Annotated in this window: 20 protein-coding genes; 4 read left to right on the top strand and 16 right to left on the bottom strand. The window is 62.9% G+C overall.

Annotation, left to right across the window (positions count from 1 at the left end):
• Positions 1–851: 851 nt before the first annotated feature.
• The 3 genes from CO667_RS13855 (at position 852) to trmFO (ending at position 3,012) form a co-directional block, all read left to right on the top strand.
• On the top strand, positions 852–998 hold the full coding sequence (locus tag CO667_RS13855; protein WP_010067591.1) for a DUF1127 domain-containing protein: 147 nt from the start codon (positions 852–854) through the stop codon (positions 996–998).
• A gap of 294 nt (positions 999–1,292) precedes the next feature.
• Positions 1,293–1,436, top strand: coding sequence for a DUF1127 domain-containing protein (locus tag CO667_RS13860; RefSeq protein ID WP_003573524.1), 144 nt, complete (start codon positions 1,293–1,295; stop codon positions 1,434–1,436).
• A 142-nt stretch (positions 1,437–1,578) separates the two neighbouring features.
• Positions 1,579–3,012 (top strand): methylenetetrahydrofolate--tRNA-(uracil(54)-C(5))-methyltransferase (FADH(2)-oxidizing) TrmFO, encoded by a 1,434-nt coding sequence (gene trmFO, locus CO667_RS13865; protein WP_097618914.1) that lies wholly within the window; start codon positions 1,579–1,581, stop codon positions 3,010–3,012.
• A gap of 7 nt (positions 3,013–3,019) precedes the next feature.
• Here the strand turns inward: trmFO and CO667_RS13870 are convergent, their stop codons facing one another.
• The 5 genes from CO667_RS13870 to yajC form a co-directional block, all read right to left on the bottom strand.
• The gene (locus CO667_RS13870) at positions 3,020–3,487 is read right to left on the bottom strand and encodes a hypothetical protein (protein ID WP_097618915.1); all 468 of its coding nucleotides are present in this window, start codon (positions 3,485–3,487) and stop codon (positions 3,020–3,022) included.
• A 72-nt stretch (positions 3,488–3,559) separates the two neighbouring features.
• Positions 3,560–4,417, bottom strand: coding sequence for a phytoene/squalene synthase family protein (locus tag CO667_RS13875; RefSeq protein ID WP_097618916.1), 858 nt, complete (start codon positions 4,415–4,417; stop codon positions 3,560–3,562).
• 2 nt (positions 4,418–4,419) lie between these two features.
• Complete coding sequence (locus CO667_RS13880; protein WP_097618917.1) at positions 4,420–4,806, bottom strand: Mth938-like domain-containing protein; 387 nt, start codon at positions 4,804–4,806, stop codon at positions 4,420–4,422.
• A 4-nt stretch (positions 4,807–4,810) separates the two neighbouring features.
• Positions 4,811–7,351, bottom strand: coding sequence for a protein translocase subunit SecDF (secDF, locus tag CO667_RS13885; RefSeq protein ID WP_097618918.1), 2,541 nt, complete (start codon positions 7,349–7,351; stop codon positions 4,811–4,813).
• Between the two features lie 44 nt (positions 7,352–7,395).
• Complete coding sequence (yajC, locus tag CO667_RS13890; RefSeq protein ID WP_097618919.1) at positions 7,396–7,743, bottom strand: preprotein translocase subunit YajC; 348 nt, start codon at positions 7,741–7,743, stop codon at positions 7,396–7,398.
• A 204-nt stretch (positions 7,744–7,947) separates the two neighbouring features.
• Between yajC and CO667_RS13895 the strand changes: the two genes are divergently transcribed.
• The gene (locus tag CO667_RS13895; protein ID WP_097618920.1) at positions 7,948–8,820 is read left to right on the top strand and encodes an ATP-binding protein; all 873 of its coding nucleotides are present in this window, start codon (positions 7,948–7,950) and stop codon (positions 8,818–8,820) included.
• 98 nt (positions 8,821–8,918) lie between these two features.
• On the opposite strand, the gene CO667_RS13900 is transcribed toward CO667_RS13895, so the two are convergent.
• The 11 genes from CO667_RS13900 to CO667_RS13960 all read right to left on the bottom strand — a co-directional run bounded on the left by CO667_RS13900 (position 8,919) and on the right by CO667_RS13960 (position 21,668).
• A complete protein-coding gene (locus CO667_RS13900; RefSeq protein ID WP_097618921.1) occupies positions 8,919–10,511 on the bottom strand; it encodes a peptidoglycan DD-metalloendopeptidase family protein in 1,593 nt (530 codons plus the stop codon).
• Between the two features lie 230 nt (positions 10,512–10,741).
• Positions 10,742–11,395 carry a protein-L-isoaspartate(D-aspartate) O-methyltransferase gene (locus tag CO667_RS13905; RefSeq protein WP_097618922.1) on the bottom strand — a complete coding sequence of 218 codons (654 nt, stop codon included), beginning with the start codon at positions 11,393–11,395 and terminating at the stop codon, positions 10,742–10,744.
• Entirely contained in the window at positions 11,392–12,165 is a 774-nt protein-coding gene (gene surE / locus CO667_RS13910; RefSeq protein WP_097618923.1) for a 5'/3'-nucleotidase SurE, read from the bottom strand. Before surE ends, CO667_RS13905 begins: the two co-directional genes overlap by 4 nt.
• 4 nt (positions 12,166–12,169) lie before the next feature.
• A complete protein-coding gene (gene serS / locus CO667_RS13915; RefSeq protein ID WP_097618924.1) occupies positions 12,170–13,453 on the bottom strand; it encodes a serine--tRNA ligase in 1,284 nt (427 codons plus the stop codon).
• 97 nt (positions 13,454–13,550) lie between these two features.
• Entirely contained in the window at positions 13,551–14,378 is an 828-nt protein-coding gene (gene tatC / locus CO667_RS13920; protein WP_097618925.1) for a twin-arginine translocase subunit TatC, read from the bottom strand.
• Positions 14,375–14,986 (bottom strand): Sec-independent protein translocase protein TatB, encoded by a 612-nt coding sequence (tatB, locus tag CO667_RS13925; RefSeq protein WP_097618926.1) that lies wholly within the window; start codon positions 14,984–14,986, stop codon positions 14,375–14,377. The genes tatC and tatB overlap by 4 nt, the downstream gene beginning before the upstream one ends.
• Positions 14,987–15,037: 51 nt before the next feature.
• The gene (locus CO667_RS13930; RefSeq protein WP_003538990.1) at positions 15,038–15,229 is read right to left on the bottom strand and encodes a twin-arginine translocase TatA/TatE family subunit; all 192 of its coding nucleotides are present in this window, start codon (positions 15,227–15,229) and stop codon (positions 15,038–15,040) included.
• Positions 15,230–15,411: 182 nt separating this feature from the next.
• Positions 15,412–16,128, bottom strand: a complete 717-nt coding sequence (gene scpB / locus CO667_RS13935; protein WP_097618927.1) for an SMC-Scp complex subunit ScpB — start codon at positions 16,126–16,128, stop codon at positions 15,412–15,414.
• Positions 16,125–16,982, bottom strand: coding sequence for a ScpA family protein (locus CO667_RS13940; RefSeq protein WP_097618928.1), 858 nt, complete (start codon positions 16,980–16,982; stop codon positions 16,125–16,127). The genes scpB and CO667_RS13940 overlap by 4 nt, the downstream gene beginning before the upstream one ends.
• 18 nt (positions 16,983–17,000) lie before the next feature.
• A complete protein-coding gene (gene nagZ / locus CO667_RS13945) occupies positions 17,001–18,014 on the bottom strand; it encodes a beta-N-acetylhexosaminidase (RefSeq protein ID WP_097618929.1) in 1,014 nt (337 codons plus the stop codon).
• A 384-nt stretch (positions 18,015–18,398) separates the two neighbouring features.
• Positions 18,399–21,668 (bottom strand): SPOR domain-containing protein, encoded by a 3,270-nt coding sequence (locus CO667_RS13960; RefSeq protein WP_097618930.1) that lies wholly within the window; start codon positions 21,666–21,668, stop codon positions 18,399–18,401.
• Positions 21,669–21,691: the final 23 nt, after the last annotated feature.

The following is a 21,691-nucleotide window of genomic DNA, read 5'->3' on the forward strand; positions in this document are numbered from 1 at the left end:
GACGCCGACTGCGGCGCTGCGGCTCATGCCGTTATAGCTGCAGCACGGGTGTTCGCAAACGCTGTTGCGACAAATATACAAGTTCCTCATTGGTCTAACTTGTACTGGGTATTAACCGGCCGCTAACGGCAGAAGCGCATATATAAGCATAGGAATGGAGAGTTATGCGGATTTCGCATATCCCTCGTGAATTTATTGCACTGCAAAATTGGAATTAGTCATACTATTTATATAGTCATCGAAGCACGGGGATGGCGCCCCGGCCCGGCCCAGCCGGATGCCCGCGGATCCTTCGTCCGTGACGAGATTCGCAGCTGCGCACTCCTCCTCCCAGCGCGCTGTGATAGGCTGGCGACACTCCTCCTCCCAGTTGCCAGTCACCATAATGCGCCCGCCGGATCCTCCCCCGGCGGGCGTTTTTGTTGAGTCGAAGCTCGATTAAAACATTGACGGCCCGATGCTTTTCCGTCGCGTGGCGCCGTCACGCCACATTGTCGTCACGCCGCCCCACCGACCCTGCGAACGGATGGGCAGCTGCCGATTCGAAGCGGAACTGCTCTTTGCAGTGGATCGACGGTCGGAACAGCCTGAGGGAGCGGCGTTTTTCGCCAGTGGCACCCACTCGACGCTCCAAACTGGTTTGCTTTCGCCGACGCCATTCTGCCTATTCGTTGACCAAAAAACGGTAAGTCTGCGTCAAATGCCCCGAGAGCATTGCATGCCTCGCATAGGTGATCTGAAAACTTGGCTGTTTTAGTCTTTCGCGCCGCAACATATATTCTGGTCATAAAATAGAGGTCGGCGCCGATCGGTGGCTGCTGACGGATGAAACCCTCGGAAAGGGGCTTAACATGAACTTCTCTCGCTCTTTCAATAACTGGCGCAAGTATCGTCAGACCGTCACGGAACTCGGTCGCATGACCAACCGCGAATTGCACGATCTCGGCATCGACCGTTCGGACATCCATCGCGTTGCCCGTGAGGCTTCTTCCCGCTAATTCCAGGCGATCGCGGCTCCTCCCAAGCGCGATTGTTCTCGATTGAAAACGCCCGCTGTACCCACAGCGGGCGTTTTCTTTTGTCTGCATGCGACTGCCGCGGGGTTGCATGTTTTCCCGCCTGCTTAGCCCGCTCAAAAAATATTCACCGCCCAATTTGCGAGCATCATATTGCACAATTGCATGGCAGACGCCTTTTATTTGCACTGCACAATAGGACCGATATCGCCTATATAAACACCAACCGCAGAGAGACAGGCGATCCCGCCGTCCCGCGGACATAGGAAGAAGACGATGAACCCGATCCGCATTGCAAAAAGCTGGCTCAGCTACCGCCGTACGCTCAACGAACTCGGCGGCCTTTCCAACCAGACCCTGTCCGACATCGGCGTCAGCCGCTACGACATCCGCAATATCGCCTCCCGCTCGTTCCGTTAATAACGGACCGCTAATAGCGGGCGTGATGCTTCCAAGACGGCGCCTCGGGGCGCCGTTTTTGATTCCTGGTGCTGGGCCATCGGGGCGCCGTTTTTGATTCCGGGGTGTTGGATCGCACCTGCCGACATGATATCAGCCCGGAATGAACACGATGTCCTCCTATTCCCCCATCCACGTCGTCGGCGGCGGGCTTGCCGGTTCGGAAGCCGCCTGGCAGATCGCCAGTTCCGGCGTTCCCGTCATTCTGCATGAAATGCGCGGTGTGCGCGGCACGGACGCGCACAAGACCGACGGGCTTGCCGAACTGGTCTGCTCCAATTCCTTCCGTTCCGACGATGCGACCAGCAATGCCGTCGGCGTCATCCATGCCGAGATGCGCATGGCTGGCTCGCTGATCATGGCCACGGCCGATCGGCACCAGGTGCCGGCCGGCGGCGCACTCGCCGTCGATCGCGATGGCTTCTCCGAGGCAGTCACCAAGGCGATCCACGACCAACCGCTCATCACGGTGGTGCGGGAGGAGGTCACCGGCCTGCCGCCGAGAGACTGGGATCTTGCCATCGTCGCCACCGGGCCGCTGACGGCGCCGTCGCTTGCCAGCGCCATCCAGACCGAAACCGGCGCGGATTCGCTCGCCTTCTTCGATGCCATCGCGCCGATTGTCTACCGCGAGAGCATCGACATGAATATCTGCTGGTATCAGTCGCGCTACGACAAGGTCGGTCCCGGCGGCACCGGCAAGGATTACATCAATTGCCCGATGGACGAGGCGCAGTACAATGCCTTCGTCGATGCACTGATCACAGGCGACACGGTCGGTTTCAAGGAATGGGAAGGAACGCCTTATTTCGACGGCTGCCTGCCGATCGAGGTAATGGCCGAACGCGGCCGCGAGACGCTGCGTCACGGACCGATGAAGCCGATGGGGCTGACGAATGCGCATAACCCGACGGTAAAGGCCTATGCCGTCGTGCAGCTGCGGCAGGACAATGCGCTCGGCACGCTTTACAATATGGTCGGCTTCCAGACGAAGCTGAAATATGGCGCGCAGGCGGAAATCTTCCGGATGATCCCGGGTCTGGAAAATGCGGAATTTGCCCGTCTCGGCGGCCTGCACCGCAACACCTACATCAACTCCCCCACCCTGCTCGACCCGTCGCTGACGCTGAAATCGCGGCCCGGCCTGCGTTTCGCCGGCCAGATCACCGGCTGTGAGGGTTATGTGGAAAGCGCCAGCGTCGGGCTGATGGCCGGCCGTTTCGCCGCCGCCGAACGCAAGGGCGAGGCGATCTCGCTGCCGCCGGCAACGACGGCGCTCGGCTCGCTGCTCGGCCATATCACCGGTGGCCACATCGTCACCGACGAGGAGCCGGGGAAACGATCGTTCCAGCCGATGAACATCAATTTCGGACTGTTCCCGGAGCTCCAGCCGGGTTCGATCGTCAAGCCCGAGGGCGTCAAGCGTTTCCGCGGCAAGGACAAGACGATCATGAAACGGCAGTTGATCGCGCGCCGGGCGCTTGCAGACTGCGCCGCCTGGCTTGGGCAGACCTCGCCGTTTGCCGAAAGCGCCTGAGCAGCGCCTACTGCTTATTTGCCGCCGAAATACTGCCTGATGGCAGGTCCTTATCCGGCTCGGCGATGTAGTTGCCGAGCAGCCAGAGCGAAACTTCCGCGGCCTCCTTGGGGGACGCGAATTCAAAATCGCCGTTGTGATGGGGCGCATCGAGGAAGTGGATCACCAGTCCCCTGCCCGTTTCCGAGCTGACGACCCGCACGCGGCCGGGCTCGATCAGATGACAGGCGAAGTGGCGCGACATGTTGCGCATGAAGCCCGCCTTGTTGTCATGCAGGCGCACGAAAATGGCCTGGCCGTTTTCCGTCGCCTGCAGCTGGCGGATCGCCTCGTTCGGAAAGGCGCGGCCGAACTCGATGATGGCGAGGCCCGTGTCATGCAGGCCGTCTTCCTTGTTCTGTGCGGCCATGCGCGTGGCCACAAAAGCAAAGAAGATGACGATGGCGAAAAGAATGCACCAGACGATAATGCCCACGCCGAGTCTCCGATCAAAGGGGTAGCGGTGTCAGCGCTATAACGCGCGAGACTTGCGCGAGTTTGACCGGCGTCAGATTTTTCGACGCGCTGCGGAGAGCGCCATTTTGAGCTGACGGCGCCATTGTGACGGCTGCAGCGGCCGGTCGAATAGCAAGGCACCGCGTTTCTGCGCCTTAGCGAGCACCGGTTCGGCAAGCGTCGCCGGCAGGAAGGCCGGAAAGACGGCTGATGCAATCGGCCCTGCCGCCCTCGCCTTTGCCAAATGTTCGCGACCAAGACCGGCGAAGGCCTCGATGGCGGCAGAGATGCGCGGCCCGTCGTCGCCGGCAAGGAAGGCATCGCGGTCAAGACCGGTGGCGGAGAGGATCTGCAGCGGGATATAGACCTGGCCGCGGCGGCGATGCAGCGGCATCAGCAGCAACAGGCCGGCAACCGCCTGGGCGACGCCGGCATGGCCGGCAGCGTCGGCCGATCGAGCCGCCTCTTCAGGCGAAAGCACGAGGCTTGCGAGCTGGATCAGGGCGGATGCCGTTTCGCCGGCATAACCTTCAAGCGTCAGACGTGTCTCCATCGGATCGTCATAGAGATCGAAAGTGCGAGCCTCGATCATGTCGATCAGCGTCTGGCGCGGCAGGCGGTGCGTTTCGATCGCCGTCAGCAGTGCCGCGGCGACGGGGTTGGCGGCTGTCGAACCATGCGCGCTGCCTTCCAGCAGGTCGCGCCAGTATTGCAGCCTGACCTCGCCGGGCAACGGCTCGTGCACGAGATCGCGGATGCGGGCAAGCTCGGCGTTGAAGGCGTAGAGGGCGGCGAGCGCGCCGCGCTTTTCCTCCGGCGACAGGAGACAGGCGAGGTAGCGGTCGCGATCGCTGTCGCGCAGCATCGCCAGGCAGATCTCCTGGTTCGTCGTACTATTCGCTTCCGTCATCGTCAGACCGCGATCAATGCCGCGGCGACGGCGCGCTGCTCGGCGAGCATGATATTGAAGGTGCGCACCGCAGCCCCGGTGCTCATCGGATCGGAGGAGATGCCGCGCGATTTCAGTGCCTGCCTCAATTCCTCGGGCAGGCGGCGAAGCTCGGTTCCGGTGCCGACGAGCAGAACTTCGATATCACTGGCTTCATCCAGCACGCGGCGGAAATTTTCCGGCGACAGCGGTTTCGACATATCCATGTCCCAGCCATGAATGCCGGAGGGCAGGCAAAGGATCGAGCCGCGATGCGACATGTCGGCAAAGCGGAATCCGCCATTGCCGTAAGTATCGATCGGCGCGCGCCCGGGAAAATGCGCCGCGCGGATTTCTATGCCTTTTGCCATGTTTTCAAACCACCGTGCCGGATCTTACACCAGCATCCGTCTTGTTGCTCTCTTCCCCAGCGGGAGCCTCCGGCCGCAGCCGGAAGACGATTAATACGGGAGCGGCGATATAGATCGAAGAGAAGGTGCCGAGAGCGACGCCGAAGAGCATCGCGAAGGTGAAGGAGCGGATGACTTCGCCCCCGAAGAGGAAAAGCGCGAGCAAGGCGAGCAGCGTCGTTGCCGCGGTCAGGACGGTACGCGACAGCGTCTGGTTGATCGAGGCATCGATCAGGATCGGCAGCGGCATCTTCTTGTAGCGCTTGAGGTTTTCGCGCATCCGATCATAGACGACGACTGTGTCGTTCAGGGAATAGCCGACAATGGTCAGCACGGCGGCGATGCTCGTCAGGTTGAACTCGATGCCTGACAGCACGAAGAGACCGAGCATGATGATGACGTCGTGCAGCGTGGCAATGATGGCGCCGGCGGCGAACTGCCATTCGAAGCGGATCCAGATGTAGATCAGGATCGCCGCAAGTGCAGCCAGCACGCCGAGCGTCGCCATCATCGTCAATTCGCCCGAGATGGCGGGGCCGACGACCTCGACGCGACGGAAATCATAATCCTCCTGGAGCTCGCCGCGCACCAGCGTCGCGGCCGACTGCTCGGCATTCTCGCCACCGCCCTGGGAGGCGATGCGGATCCGCGCATTCGACGGCCCGCCCGTGCGCTCAACGCTAACCTCGCCGAGATTGAGATCGTTGAGGCGCGAGCTGAGATCGGCGATGTCGGCATTGCCCTGCTTCGCCGTCACCTCGATGAGCGAGCCGCCGGTGAAATCGATGCCGAGACGCAGGCCGGCAGTAGCAAAGGCAGCCATGGCGATCAGAGAGATGACCGCTGACGCCGTAAAGACATAACGGCGGATCCCCATGAAACGGATATTGGCATGCTCGAAGAGATGGGTCAGGGCGCTCTTCGGCAGATGCCGGGGATGGCGCCCTCTCAGCCAGATGGCGACAATCGAGCGTGTCAGCGTGAAAGCCGCGAACACGGTCGTCAGGATGCCGACCGCCAATGTCACCGCGAAACCGCGGATGGATTCGCTGCCGAGGAAAAAGAGGATGATGGCGGCGATGAAGATCGTGACATTGGCGTCGACGATCGTTGCGAATGCCCGCTGGAAACCTCGACCGACGGCCTCTGCAAAGGCATGGGTGGTCTTCTCCTCTTCACGGATGCGCTCGTAGATCAGCACGTTCGAATCGACGGCCATGCCGACGATGAGCACGATGCCGGCAATGCCCGGCAAGGTGAGCGTCGCGCCGGCAAGGCTGAGCGCCGCGACGATGAGGATCAGATTGAAGAAGAGCGAGACGACGGCGATGACGCCGAGAATGCGGTAGAGCGCGATCATCAGTGCTGCGACCAGCACGACGGCGACGAGGCCGGCAACAAGGCCGCTGAAGATGGAATCGGCGCCGAATCTCGGGCTGACGCTGCGTTCCTCAACGCTCGTCAGCGTCGCCGGCAGGGCGCCGGCGCGCAGCATGATCGCCAGGTCGCGGACGCCGTCCTCGGAGAAATTCGCCGAAATCCGACCCTCGCCGCCGGTGATCGCCGCATCGATGCGGGGCGCCGACATCACCTGGTCGTCGAAGACGATGGCAAGGTGCTTGCCGATATTCTGCCCCGTCACCTCAGCCAGCCGCTGCGTGCCTGCGGCATCGAGGCGGTAGGCAATCGAACCATCCTGGGTCTGCGGATCGACGACAGGCTCGATATCGACCATGTTGCTGCCGTTGGCGAAAGCCGTGCGGTCGACGAGATAAGGGACCGGCGGATCGTCCAGCGAATAGAGCACCTGCGATGTGGCCGGCCAGCGGCCGTTCAGCGCCTCCTGCCCGGTTATGCTCTCGTCAATCAGATGAAAGGAAAGCTTGGCCGGCTGGTTAAGCAAGTTCTTCAGCCGCTCGGCGTCGACCGATCCCAGCACCTGCACGACGATCCGGTCGACGCCATCGGGGCGAACGAGGAAATTGTCATAGCCGAATCCGGCGATGCGGCTGCCAACGATATCGAGTGACCGGGTCCGCGCGGACGCGACGTCGGCAGTGATGCCGGCGTCGGAAATCTGCAGCGAGAGCGGCCCCTCTTCGCCCTGCTGCAGCGCGACCTCAGGTCCCGACTGCCCGCCTGCCACCGTCAAAGGCTTCAAAAGATCGACCGCCTTCTGTGTCTCCGCCGGATCGGTGATGCGGACGGTGACCGTCTGGCCGTTGCCGGTCAGCCCGGTATAGCGGATGCCAGCGCCGCGCAGCGCGTTGCGCACATTGGCGACCACCTCTTCCAGGCGGTCCTTGACGATATCGGAACGCTCGACCTTCAGAACGATATGCGAGCCGCCCTGCAGGTCGAGACCGAGCGTCATGCGGTCGTGCCGCAACCACCCCGGCAGAGAGGAACGCTGCGCCTCGCTGAGCAGATTGGGCGCAGCGATGATGATGGCCGCAAACGCGGCCAGCCAAATCAGAAGTGTTTTCCAGCGGGAAAAATGCAACATTCTCTCGACGATCTTCCGATCCGGCGGCCTGCCGTTATCGCTTGTTACGCTGCGTCGGCCTTGACTGGTTCACCCTTGACGCGAACGTCCGAAATGCCGCTGCGGACGATGCGCACGCGAACGCCTTCTGCGATCTCGACTTCGACTTCCTTGTCGTCGACGACCTTGGTGACTTTGCCGACGAGACCGCCGCCGGTGACGACCTGGTCGCCGCGGCGGATCGCCTTCAGGGTTTCCTCACGCTTTTTTGCCTGCGCGCGCTGCGGACGGATCAGCAGGAAGTACCAGACGACCATCAGCGGCACGAACAGGATGATCATTTCGAAACCGGAGCCGCCGAAACCGGTTGCGGTGTCGGTCGCGCTCTGGGCGAATGCCGGGGTGATGAACATGCTAAACTCCTCAGGCTTGGCGGCGGAACTCCGCCTCTTTTTTCAGGTTGCCGGACTATAATTGCCGCTTCGATGAATGCAACAGAAACAGCCGGGAACAGTACCGATTCCGCTGCCTCATAACCTTTCCGCCGGTAAAACGCCATGGTAGGCGGCATCGAAAGATCAAAGCGGAATGACGCAGCGAAAAACAGGAGGCCTGCGATGACCGAGGAAATCAACACCGCCCTGCTTGCCGAACTGAAACGGCTCGCCGATGCCGTCCAGCGCCTTGCCGGGCCGGCGCCTGCCGTCAACGACTGGGATGCGGCGGACTGTTTCGTCTGGTCGCCGATGCGCCAGCATCTGCAGCCTGTGAAGAAGCCGAACCGGGTGGCGTTGAAGCTCATCCGCGGCGTCGATCATGTCCGCGACATCCTGCATGAAAATACGGTGCGTTTCGCCGAGGGTTATGCCGCCAACAACGTGCTGCTCTGGGGCGCACGCGGCATGGGCAAATCCTCGCTTGTTAAGGCCGTGCATGAGGATGTCAGGCGCGAAAGCGGCGTCGCGCTGAAGCTGGTCGAAGTCCATCGCGAGGATATTGCCAGCCTTCCCAATCTGCTCGACCTTCTGAAGGACACGCCGTACCGCGTGATCGTCTTCTGCGACGATCTCTCCTTCGATCACGACGACACCGCCTACAAGTCGCTGAAGGCTGCGCTCGACGGCGGCGTCGAAGGGCGGCCGGACAATGTGCTCTTCTATGCCACATCCAACCGGCGCCATCTCCTGCCGCGCCACATGATGGAAAACGAGCAGTCGACGGCGATCAATCCGTCGGAGGCGGTCGAAGAGAAGGTTTCGCTTTCCGACCGCTTCGGCCTCTGGCTCGGCTTCCACAAATGCAGCCAGGAGGATTATCTCGGCATGATCGACGGCTATGCCGATCACTTCAAGCTCGGGCTCGACCGCGGCAAGATGCATGCCGAGGCACTGGAATGGGCAACGACGCGCGGAGCCCGCTCCGGCCGTGTCGCCTGGCAGTATATCCAGGACCTCGCCGGACGCATGCGGGTTCACATCGACTCAGTCTAAATCACGTCGCATAAATCCGGCACAGTCTCGTGCGAGATGCATCAAAAAACAAAAGCCCGGCTGTTGGCCGGGCTTTTGCGCTTCCTGGTACTCTGTACCTATTCCAGGAAAGTCATCGGGTTGACCGGGGATGCGTCCTTGCGCACCTCGAAATGGACCTGCGGCTGCTTGACATCGCCGCTCATGCCGGAGACGGCGACGGTCTGGCCGCGCTGGATCTTTTGGCCGCGGGTGACGCTCAGCGTATCGGCATTGCCGTAGACGGTGACGGTGCCGTCGTCGTGACGGACGAGAACCGTGTTGCCGAGTTCCTTCAGGCCGTTGCCGGCATAGATGACGACGCCGTTTTCGGCGGCCTTGATCGGCGTGCCCTGCGGCACCGAGATGTCGATACCGTCATTGCGGTTGCCGTTGACGTTGGCGCCGTATGAAGCAATGACCTGGCCGCGGACTGGCCAGCGATACTTGCCGATGCCGGTCGATTCCGGTGCGGCGGAGCTGACGTCAGACTTTTTCTCGACATCATCGACCGTCTGGGTGGCGGCTGGCGCCTTGTAGGGCGCGGGCTGAGCGGAGGCCGTCTGCTGGGCGGGCGCCGTCTGAGCCGGCTTCGGATCGACCTTTTCGGCCGGGATCGAGGCGGTCTTGATATTGTCGGCAGTGCCGTTCGGGATCTTCAGGGCCTGGCCGACGCGGAGCGAGTTGCCCGAAAGATTGTTGGCGGCCTTGAGATCGTCGACGTTGGAACCCGTCGCCTTGGCGATCTTTGCCAGCGAATCGCCTTGCTTGACGACATAGCTGCCGGCAGGCGCTTTCGGATCCTTGCCGGCGCCGGCCGGGATCTTGCCAGCGGGATCGGCGCTCGCCATGGTCTTGTCGCGGACGGAATTGGCACCGGGAACGACGGCAACCTTCTGCTCAGGCGCCTTTACCGGTTCCGGCATCTGGCCGGGCTTGGAGAGATCGGCCGCCTGCGACGCCGCCTTGGCGGCATTGCCGCCGTTGAGGGTCGGGATCAGGATCGCCTGGCCGGGCTGGGCGGCAGATGCCGTCTTCAAGGCGTTGACGCGCAGAATTTCCTTTTCCGGAACACCGTAGCGCCTGGCGAGCGTGGCGATGCTTTCACCCGGACGCAGCGTCACTGACGGCGCATTGGTCGCGGACCAGCCGGAGACCTTCGGCGTCGTGCCCGTCGTCAGAGGATCGGGCGTTGCCTTCGGTTGAGCGGGAGCCACCAAACGGGGCTTTTCAGCCTGCGGCGAAGCCGGGAAAGGCTGAGCGAGCGCGACTTCCCTTTCCCGCTGCCGGGAGGGCGCAACCGCCGTCGGCGCAGCAAGCTCGGAACGCTGCACCGAAACCGGCGCGGAAGCCATGCGCGCACTCGACGTCCGGACCGGATCGTAACTCGGCCGCGAGGGATAGGGCTGATTCAGCGCATCATTGCCGCCGCCGTAACCCGACTGGCTGGCAACGGCAGAGCCGCCGAGATCGGCGCGCGGCACCGGATCCCCCTGAGCACCACCCCTGCGCGGAATGGAACTGGTGGTGATCTGATCCTGCCCTGCGGAGGAAAACAAGCCGCCGAACCGTGTCACATCGGAACTGCAGCCTGTTGCGGCACTTGCAAGCAGACCCACAACCAGAAGATTACCGGCTGACTTCCCGAACTTCGGCGAAAGACTGAAACGCATTGACTCGACCCACTGAGAACGCAACCATTTGTGAGTCTATTAAAACGCGTTAGTATTACCACGCGGTTAAGATGCTGGAATCAGTGCGATATTTTTGAGAAGTTGATAACCATAGCTTACGGGTGAAAAATCGCAGGTGCGCGGAGCATGATGGCGAAAACTGCGAGCGGCCTCTCTGATCGTGATGCATGTTCAGATTTCAGGCCGATCCGGCCTGAAATCATCTGCATCTACAGCAACGAGGCAAGGCGCGGAACGATCGGCAGATAGGGTGCTTCGAACAGTTCCTCGCGTTCGAAGCGGCTGCCGGTTTTGGTCAGCCGCACCATGCGGCATTCGTTCTCGGAAATCATCAGCGGCGCAATCATCGAGCCGCCGGACACCAGCTGGTCGGTATAAAAGCGCGGCATCGCGTTGAAGGCCGCCGTCACCAGGATGCGGTCGAAGGTGCCCTCACCCTGCATGCCGGCGCTGCCGTCGGCGTGGCGGATGATGACGTTGCGCAGAGAAAGCGATTCCATGCGCCGCTGCGCAGCCGATGTCAGCGTCTTGTAGCGGTCAATGGATAGAACACGCTCGGCCATGCGGCCTATGACGGCGGCGGTAAAGCCGCTGCCGGTACCGATTTCCAGGACGCGCTGTCCCGGTTTGACCTTGAGGTGATGCAGGATGCGGACGACAAAATCGATGCCTTCAAGGAAGGAGCCGCATTCGATCGGAATCGTCCGGCTCGAATAGGCGTCATCGACAAATTGCGGCGGCACGAAGAGCGATCGCTGCGTCTGCTCGACAGCGGTCAGCAGATCGAGGTCGGAGATGCCTTCGGCACGCAATCTGAGGACGAGCGCCGCAAAGCCCTCCTTCTCGGCCAGTCTTGCCGTCAAACCTGCGCTCCGTATCCCAAGGCCCGCGCCACGCGGTCCGTTACGGAATAATCGGTCAGATCCAGTTTCAAAGGCGTTACCGAAATCTTGTTATGCTTCAAGGCGTGAATATCGGTGCCTTCGATGAAAGCGCCGGCGCGTTCCCCGAATTTCAGCCAGTAATAGGGAAAGCCTCGGCCATCGGAGCGAGCGTCGACCTGCAGGTTGAAGGCGAGCTTGCCCTGCATGGTGACCTCGGCGCCATCGACCTCATCGGGACGGCAATTCGGAAAGTTCAGATTGAGGAATGTGCCCTCCGGCAGGTCGAGCACCATCAGCTTTTCCAGAAGCGCCGTCGCATGCGTCTCGCAGACTTCCCAGGGCACGATGCGTGCACCGTCCTCATAGAGATAGGCTTGGCTCAGCGCAAAGGAGCGTACGCCTTGCATGGTGCCCTCGATGGCGCCCGCGATCGTGCCGGAATAGGTGACGTCGTCGGCAACGTTCGAGCCTGAATTGACGCCTGACAGCACGAGATCGGGCTTGATGTCCATCACCTGCCGGATACCCATGATGACGCAATCGGTCGGCGTCCCGCGCAGCGCGAAATGCTTGTCGGAAATCTTGCGCAGCCGCAACGGTTCGGACAGGCTCAGCGAATGGGCAAGGCCGCTCTGGTCGGTCTCGGGCGCCACGATCCAGACGTCGTCGGACAGCGTGCGCGCGATCCGCTCCAGGGCGGCGAGCCCCTCGGCGTGAATGCCGTCGTCATTCGTAAGCAGGATGCGCATCGCCTCAGGCCGCCCGTTCGATTTTGGTCAATCCGCCCATATAGGGGAGCAAAACGTCCGGAATCGTGACGGAACCATCCTCGTTCAGATAATTTTCGAGGACCGCGATCAGGCAGCGGCCGACGGCAGTGCCGGAACCGTTCAGCGTATGGACAAACCTGTTGCTCTTGTCGTCCTTGCCGCGGTAGCGCGCATTCATCCGCCGAGCCTGGAAATCGCCGCAGACCGAGCAGGAAGAGATTTCACGGAAGGCATTCTGCCCCGGCAGCCAGACTTCGAGATCGTAGGTCTTGCGCGAGCCGAAGCCCATATCGCCGGTGCAGAGCGTCATGGTGCGGAAATGCAGGCCGAGGCGCTTCAGCACCTCCTCGGCGCAGGCGGTCATCCGTTCATGCTCGGCAACGGCGCTTTCGGCATCGGTGATCGAGACGAGTTCGCATTTCCAGAACTGGTGCTGGCGCAGCATGCCGCGCGTGTCGCGGCCGGCAGAGCCTGCTTCCGAACGGAAGGACGGCGTCAGCGCGGTGAAGCGCAGCGGCAGTTTTTCCTGATCGAGGATTTCCTCGCGCACAAGATTTGTCAGCGTCACCTCGGCCGTCGGGATCAGATAGCGGCCGTCTGTGGTCTTGAAGAGGTCTTCTTCGAACTTCGGCAGGCTGCCGGTGCCGAACACCGCCTCGGCGCGCACCATCAGTGGCGAGCTGACTTCCGTATAGCCGTGCTCTCTGGTGTGGAGATCGATCATGAACTGGCCGAGCGCGCGCTCGAGCTTGGCGAGCGGTCCCGTCAGCACCGTGAAGCGCGAGCCGGAGAGCTTGGCGGCGCGCTCGAAATCCATGTAGCCGAGCGCTTCGCCGATTTCGAAGTGTTCCCTAGGCGTGTGGTTCCAGCGCGGCTTTTCGCCGACGACACGGGTGACGACGTTGTCGTGCTCGTCCTTGCCGACCGGGACGTCGTCGAAGGGGATGTTCGGGATCCGCGACAGCGCATCGTTGAGTTCGGCCGTCAGTTGCCGGTCTTCCTCCTCGACCGCCGGCAGCAGCGTCTTGAGTTCGGCGACCTCGGCCTTCAGCTTCTCGGCCAGTTCGCCGTTCTTCTGGGCCATCGCCGCGCCGATCTCCTTGGAGGCAAGGTTGCGGCGGGACAGCATGTCCTGGGCCTTCTGTACGGCGGAGCGGCGCTTTTCATCGAGGGTGACGAGGCTTTGGGCCAGAGGCTCCGCACCGCGCTTGGCAAGGGCGGCATCGAGCGCTTCGGGATTCTCACGGATCCATTTGATATCGAGCATCGTCGTTCCAGATCGTTGCAACAGAAGTGACCCGGCCAAAGCCTGACCTGGCTTCGACCGGATGAGACGGCGTTCATGAAAGGATTGAGATCGCCGCTCAGACGCTGTCCGTCTTGACAACGTCTGCGGATCCGGTGTCCTTTTCGACCGCCTGCCGGGCACGCTGGCGCTCCACGAGTCGCGCCGCATAGATGGAAATCTCGTAGAGAAGGATCGTCGGTATCGCAAGGCCGATCTGAGACATCGGATCCGGCGGCGTCAACACGGCGGCGACGACGAAGGCCAGCACAATGGCGAACTTGCGCTTTTCGGCGAGCCATTGCGAGGTCAGCAGACCGACACGGGCAAGCAGCGTGGTGACGACGGGCAACTGGAAGACGAGGCCGAAGGAGAAGACCAGCGTCATGATCAGGCTCAGATATTCCGAGACCTTCGGCATCAGCGAGATTGCCACCTCGTCATGACCCGGCGCCTGCTGCATCGACAGGAAGAACCACATGACCATCGGCGTGAAGAAGAAATAGACGAGCGCGCCGCCCATCAGGAACAGGACCGGCGAGGCGATCAGGAACGGCAGGAAGGCCTGGCGCTCATTCTTGTAAAGGCCGGGGGCCACGAACTTGTAGACCTGGGCGGCAATGATCGGGAAAGCGACCACCAGGCCGCCGAACATCGCCACCTTGACCTGGGTGAAGAAGAATTCCTGCGGCGCGGTGTAGATGAGCTGAGCCTTCTCGACATCGAGATGCGCCCACACGACGGCCGTCTTGTAGGGAATGACCAGATAGTTGAAGAGATGCTTGGCAAAAAAGAAGCATATGATGAAGGCGACGAAAAACGCGCCGATCGACCACATCAGCCGCGTGCGCAGCTCCATCAGGTGCTCGATCAACGGCTGCGGCTTGTCTTCGATATCACCGCTCATGCCTCGTCCTTCTTCGTCTGCGCCGGCTTCTTCGGCGTTGCAGTCTTCCTGACTGCCGTCGTGCGCTTCGGCTTTTCCACGGGCACGGCAACGGCCGCCGCAGCATCGACCTTGTCGGCAGCCTTGACGCGCGGCTTGCCCACGGGTTTCGGCTTGGCGCCAACCGTATCGGCCTGGACCGCCGCCGCTGCGACGGGCTCAGGCTGCGCAGGCGCCGGCACCAACGGCGGCGTTTCCGGCAAGCTCATCGACGGCGTTGGGGCTGAGACGGCAGCCGACGGCACTTCGGTCTTGTTTTCCGTGACCACGGTCGCCTTCTGCAGGTCGGCCTTGATCTCGTTGCCCATCTGGCGAAGCGGGTTCATCGCCTCGCGCAGGCTGTTGACCGGGTTGAGCTTCTGGGCGTCGCTGATCGTCTGGCGGACATCGTCAAGCTCGGCTTCACGCAACGCCTCGTCGAACTGCGCCCGGAATTCACCCGCCACCTTGCGGGCACGCTGCGTCATCTTGCCGAAAGCGCGCAGCATCGGCGGCAAATCCTTGGGACCGACCACCACGATCAGGACGACCGCGATGACCAAAAGCTCGGTCCAGCCAATATCGAACATGCAAGGCTCCTGGACGGGAAGCGCGGGGGCTGCGCTTTTTCCCGGACTTGGTTATTTCGTTTCGTCGGCCTTGTGATCGACGGTCTTTGCCGTGTCCGGCGCGTCCTCGTCCGTCATGCCCTTCTTGAAGCTCTTGATGCCCTTGGCAACGTCGCCCATCAGTTCCGGAATCTTGCCGCGACCGAACAACAACAGCACGATGACCAGAACGATCAGCCAGTGCCACATGCTAAAAGAACCCATTACGCTAACTCCCTGTTTCTATGTTCCCACGATGTAAGGATTTCCGACACCGTTTCCAACATCAAGCCCTTCGAACTGAGCTTAATGTCACGGTATCGCCCTTTGTGACAAGCCATTGACCCGCCGAAAAGTGCTGGCTCCATTGTTTTCGCCATGCATGGCAAAAGCAAGACGCAAACCCCTCAATCTTCAGAGGTGCCGCGGGGCGCCAACAACCCCAATTCCTCGAGGTCCATCTGGGTGATCGGGTCTTCGTCCTCGGTCAGTTCATCGTTCATCAACGGCGAGGGAATATTGAAGTTCGCCGGAATCCGGCCCGACAGCAAGCCCGCTCCCTTCAACTCTTCGAGACCGGGCAGATCCCGCAGCTCTTCGAGACCGAAATGGTCGAGGAAATCGCGTGTCGTGCCCAATGTGACCGGCCGGCCCGGCGTGCGCCGGCGGCCGCGAAACCGCACCCAGCCGGCTTCCATCAGCACGTCGAGCGTGCCGCGCGAGGTCTGGACGCCGCGGATATCCTCGATCTCGGCGCGCGTCACCGGCTGGTGATAGGCGATGATCGCCAGCACTTCGAGAGCGGCGCGCGAAAGCTTCTTCACCTCATTGTCGTCACGGCGGATGACGAAGGAGAGATCGGCAGCGGTGCGGAAGGCCCAGGCACCCTCGACCTGCACGAGATTGACGCCGCGCGGCGCATAGTGCTCCTTCAGCCGCAGCATGATGGCACGCACGTCGGTCTTCTCAGGCAGGCGCTCGGCGAGGAAGCCTTCGGAGACCGGCTGCGACGAGGCGAAGACCAGCGCCTCGGCGATGCGCTCGGCCTCGATCTCGGCCTGCAGGTCGCGGCTCCTGTCTTCGAAATCGCCCTCGAAATCCTCTTCGCCCTTAAGATCGATCAAACCGGCTGCTCCTGCTCCACCACCTGCAGCGTGGCGTGTTTGGGACCGCGGCGCATATATATCGGCTGAAAGGCGCCGTCCTGGCGGATTTCGAGCTTGCCCTCGCGCACCAGTTCCAGCGAGGCGGCAAAGGCGCTGGCAATTGCCGTGACGCGTTCCTCGGGCGCCGCGAGATAACGCAGCAGATAATGCTCCATCGCCGTCCAGTCACCGACCTCGCCGATCATCTGGGTCAGCAGCTCACGGGCATCGGTCAGCGACCAGACGCTGCGCCGCTCGATCGTCACCTGGGTGACGGCATTGCGCTGCCGCAGCGCCGCATAGGCGGTCAAGAGATCGTAGAGGCTTGCCGCATAAGCGGATTGCTGCCGGTCGGGAATATGTTCCGGCGCGCCGCGTACGAAGATATCCCGGCCGAGGCGGTTGCGGTTGACGAGGCCCTCCGCCGCCTGGCGCATGGCTTCCAAACGTTTCAGCCGGAAGGCGAGCGTTGCCGCCAGTTCCTCGCCGGAAGGACCGTCGTCCTTGACCTGCTGGGGAATGAGCAGCCGTGACTTGAGATAGGCAAGCCAGGCCGCCATCACGAGATAATCGGCGGCAAGCTCGATGCGGATGCGCCGGGCGCTTTCGACGAACTGCAGATATTGCTCGGCGAGCGCCAGCACCGAGATGCGCGACAGGTCGACCTTCTGGTTGCGGGCGAGATAGAGCAAAAGGTCGAGCGGGCCTTCGAAGCCGGCGACGTCGATCACCAGCGCCGGCTCGTGGCTGGCGCGCTCGGCACCATTATCCTGCCACAACTTGTCCATCGGCGTTGCCGCCTGCGGACGTTCCGTGCCCTTGACCGTGTTCACCACCCTGCTCCTCTGCGATCACACGATCGCAAACATCGCCTCGAATTCCGCCCTCAATTCCGCTTCGTCGGAACTATCCGGCGCCGCGAAGCCTGCTTCTACCGCTTTTGCGCGGGCAAGCGATAGACCGGCGAGCGGCGGAACATTTGCCACGACATCCAGCATCTCGTCCATATGGCCATTGCAATGCAGCACGATATCGCATCCGCCTGCAATGATATTCGCCGCACGTTCTCCGATCGTGCCGGAAAGCGCATTCATCGAGCTGTCGTCGGAAAGCAGCAGACCGGTAAAGCCGATATGCTGACGGATGATGCCGTCGATCACCTTGCGCGAGGTCGTCGCCGGATTGTCCGGGTCGATTGCGGTGAAGACGAGGTGGCAGGTCATCGCCATCAGTTCGTCCTTCATCGCGATAAAGGGCGGGAAATCATGCGCCTCCAGCTCATCGCGCGAGACGGTGACGACAGGCAGCTCCAGATGTGAATCCGCAAAGCCGCGGCCGTGGCCGGGCATATGCTTCATGACAGGCAACAGGCCGCCGGCCTTCAGCCCTTCGGCAGCCGCCCGGCCCATGGCGATAACGGTCTCGGGATCGCCGCCATAGGCACGGTCGCCGATGACGTTGCTGCTGCCCTCGACCGGCACGTCGAGCACCGGCAGGCAGTCGACATCGATGCCGAGGCTGGAAAGGTCGAAGGCATGCAGCCGCGACATCAGCCATGCGGCGCGCAGGCCGAGCGCCGGGTCGCTGCGATAGAGATCGCCGAGCGCCTGGCCGGAGGGATAACGGGCGAAAACCGGCGGACGGATGCGCTGGACGCGGCCGCCCTCCTGGTCGATCAGCACCGGCGCATGCCAGCCGACGCTGTCGCGCATCTCCGCAACAAGGTCAGTGATCTGTTGCGCTTCGGAGATGTTGCGCCCGAAGAGGATGAAGCCCCAGGGCCGTTCGTCCCGGTAGAAGGCTTTCTCTTCGGATGTGAGGGCAAGGCCGCTGCAGCCAAGGATCATCGCTTTTGATTCGGTCATTTAAGAATCTTAGAGCCTTTCCTGGTCAGATTGAAGCATTCTGCCGGAGCAGGTTTTCGTCAGGGCAGAGGCGATTGGCGAAGGGCATACCCCTTGGTACGTCCGAGCCGATCGCCTTTGATCCTGGTGGAAAGATGCCCGGCCCTTCGGGTTGGCTGAAACGGGCCGGCTGATCGACCGGCCGGCTTGGCCGTAGAGCTGGGCTACGACGCGCGCCGGCCGGTCGACTATCCGACTCCGTTTGAGCCAACAGAATGCTGCAATCTGACCAGGAAAGGCTCTCGACGGCGCCCGGCCAAATGCGAGCAAGGTCCCGCGCGATGCACAAAAAAGAGCGGCGGACCGATCCGGCCCGCCGCTCTGATATTGGTTTCAGAACCGATTCTACTTGGAGATCAGGCAGCTTCCGCCCGCCGCGCGATACTGTTCGCAGAGCGCAGCCGCCTCGTCCTTTGAGCCGGCCGGAATACGGACGCGGTAGAAGGTGCCCTTGCCGGCGATATCGGCCCTGCGGATCTCGTGAGCGCGGCCACCCAGCACGCCGGCGAATTTCTTCGACAGATTGGCATAGGATTTGTTCGCCTCGTCTTCCGACGGCAGCGAGGCGATCTGGATGCCGTAGCCGCCGGCCGACGCGGCCGGCTGCGGCTTTGCGGCAGCCGGTGCTGCGGCCGCGACCTCGGTCGTCGCCTGCTGTGCGGCCTTCGGCTGCTGTGCCGGCGGGCGGACATTGCCCTTCTCGGTCACGGTGCCGACGACGTTGACGGGCTGATCGACCGGGCGGGCAGTCGGGATCGGCGCCGTGTCGGTCATCGCCGTGGTCTTGACCGGACGCACCGGCGGCTCGACCGGGGCGGGATTTGCGGCCTGCGCGTCGGCGTTGGCAAGCGGCGGCTGCGCCGGCGCGGTTTCGGCAGGCGCTGCGGAACGCGCATCGGCGGAAGCAACCTCGGCGCTTGCCGGGAAGCTTGCGGCCGTTCCACCGACCGGCGGGGTCGATGGCGTCGTCTGGGCCGTCAACGGCGGCAGCGCCGAGGGCGTCGGCTGGGCAGACGGTGCCGCCAGGGCAGACTGCGTCGGCTGGGCAGACTGCGTCGGCTGGTCGGCGGGCTCCGGTTCCTCACGGGCGACCAGGGTGCCGTCAGGCTTGACGATCATCGTGCGGACCTTGCGCGGTGAAACGGACGGCGTCTTGTCGGCATCGCTTGCGGCAGCGTTGCCGGCGTCGTCCTGGTTCGGCAGCAGACGCGGATCCTCGGTCTCACCGACTGCGGTCGGCGAGACCTGATCGCCGGCGTTGGCGTTCTCGTCGTCCTCAGGCAGGGATTCCGGTGTCAGCGTGCGCTGGACGACATCGACCGGCGCCTCGTCGGAAGACACGAGCGCCTTCTGCTTCGGCTCCTCGGCAGAACCCGCGACGCGGTCGTAGACGGCCTTGTCCTGGTTCGGCACGGTCTTGCCACCGGGATTTTCCGGAACGACCTTGACCGGCTCCTTGTCGGCAACGATCACGCGCGGCTCGCCGGTTGCGACAATGCCGAGCCCCTCGCCGTTCCAGACGGAGGAATAGACACCATAACCGACGCCGGCGAAGACCACGAGCACGACGGCTCCGGCAAGCAGCCGGCGCATCGACCGGGCACGGCTGAAATCCGCCGCTTGGCTTGCCGATTCAATCCGGACCTCGGAGGTCTCGCGGCGCTCGACCGGCTCGCGCACGCTGCGGCGGAAATCCTCCTCCAGCGCCCGTTCGAAATCGTCAAGGCCATCGGCGATGGTGGGCTTGACCGGCTTTGCCGCGGCAGCAGCCGTATCCCTGACCGGCGCCAGGTTCTCCCGCGGCTTAGCCGGCTCAAAGAAGCTCGCGATCTCCGCGTCGAGATCAAAATCCAAATCCTGAGCTTTCGCGACCGGTGCGGGCTGCTCGACCGGCGGCAGCGCCGGCACATGCATGTCCTCGACAGTCTCAGGACGTTCCTCCGGATCGGAGATCATCGCCGGATCGAATGGCAGATCTTCTGTGGTGTCGGCGACCGGCGCCGCCCAGTTGAAAACCGGAGCCGGAGCTGGCGTCTGCGGCTCGGGAACGACGGCCGGAGCCGGTCGCGCAGAGACGGCGGATTGCTGAAAAGCAGGAACTGGCGGCTCAGGCGCAAAAGCGGGAGCGGCCCGCGGAGCGACGGCGGCGACCTGCTGTGGCGCAGGGGTTATCGGCTGGGGCTCCGGCTGCGGCGCAGCTTCGATCTGCTCGGAGAAATCCAGATCGGCGAGTTCCAGTTCGATGCCGGCAAGATCCAGCTCGAAATCATGGCCGGCGAAGGGGTCGTCGGCTTCCGCAACAGGCTGCGGCGCCCGCGAAGGCGCCGTCGCGGCAGGCTGGGGCGCAATGACCTCGGCAAGCGGCGGCGCGACCGGCCTTGCGGCTTCAGCAGCATAGGTGGGAGCCGCCTCGATCGCAGCCGGCCGAACGGGTACGGCAGCGACCGGTGCGGGCGCGATCACTTGCGGCTCGACAAATGCGGCGGCCACGGGGGCGGCAGCAACGGGCATTGCCTCGATCGATGCGGCCTGCGGCGAAACCGGGGCCGGATTGGGGCGTTGCGGCACCGGATAGCGCGAGACGTCGGCGAGCAGATCGTCAAGATCGAAAGTGCCGGCAGTGTGCGGAACCTCGGGTACGACCTCGGTCAGTGCGGCATCGGCCTGAATCTCGCCTTCGACGGCGGCGGCAATGAGATCGAAACCGGCGTCGGAGCCGAAATCTTCCAGCTCGTCTTCGATTTCGACGAAGTCCTCGGCCTCGGCAGGCTCTTCCGACGCGATCACCTCGTCGTGGCGATCGAGTTCGGCAGGGAAGCCAAGCGACGAAGACGCGGTTTCGAATTCCCCGGACGGTTCGACAGCGACGACGGGGGCCAACTGCTCGACGACGGGGGCGACCGGCTCGATCACCGGCTGTGGCTCTGCAGCGGGAACATCGGCGGACGGGGTTTCTGCCACCGGCGCTGCTGCAACCGCTTCGGCCTCAGACACCGGCGGAACAACCGTCTCCTCGCGTTTTGCGGCGTGGAAATTGGCAAGCGGCAGCCTGATGCTTGCGGCCGACCATTGCGGCGTCTTGGCGGGCTGCGGCAGCGAAGAGACCGGGGCAGTGCCGATCGACAGCTCAAGCTCTTCGATCAGGTCACGCGCACCGCCGAAGGCCGATTGCACCGGCGCCGCGGCGGGCTCGACGGCAAGCTGCTGCGACCAGGCCGCCCGGTCGTCGTCGGGTGCGTCCCAGTTGCTTGCGGCAGGCACGACCGCTTCCTCTGCCTCAACAGGGGCGACAGAAACCGGCTCGGGAACCTCCGCTCTCTCGGCAGCGGGAGAAACATCGAGCGCGGGCTCGATGTAATCTTCAGGAGCGACGTCATCAGAGATCGGCTCGGCGGGCCGATCGAGCTCTGCGAGCGGACGTGGCGAATCGTAACGGTCGAACTCGCGCCCAAGCTCGTCCTCGAGATCGAGGGCAGGCTCGCGCCGTGCTTCAGTCGTATTTGCTGCAACACGCGGCTCGAAGCCGACGATACGGGCCAGTTCGGCCAACGGATCATCGTCGGCAAACAGATCGTCTTTTCCGCGCGTATCATACGCAAGTTGTTTATCAGCCATGCCTATCCCACTCGCAAACGCCA

The organism is Rhizobium sp. L43, from assembly GCF_002531725.1.
GTDB lineage: Bacteria > Pseudomonadota > Alphaproteobacteria > Rhizobiales > Rhizobiaceae > Rhizobium.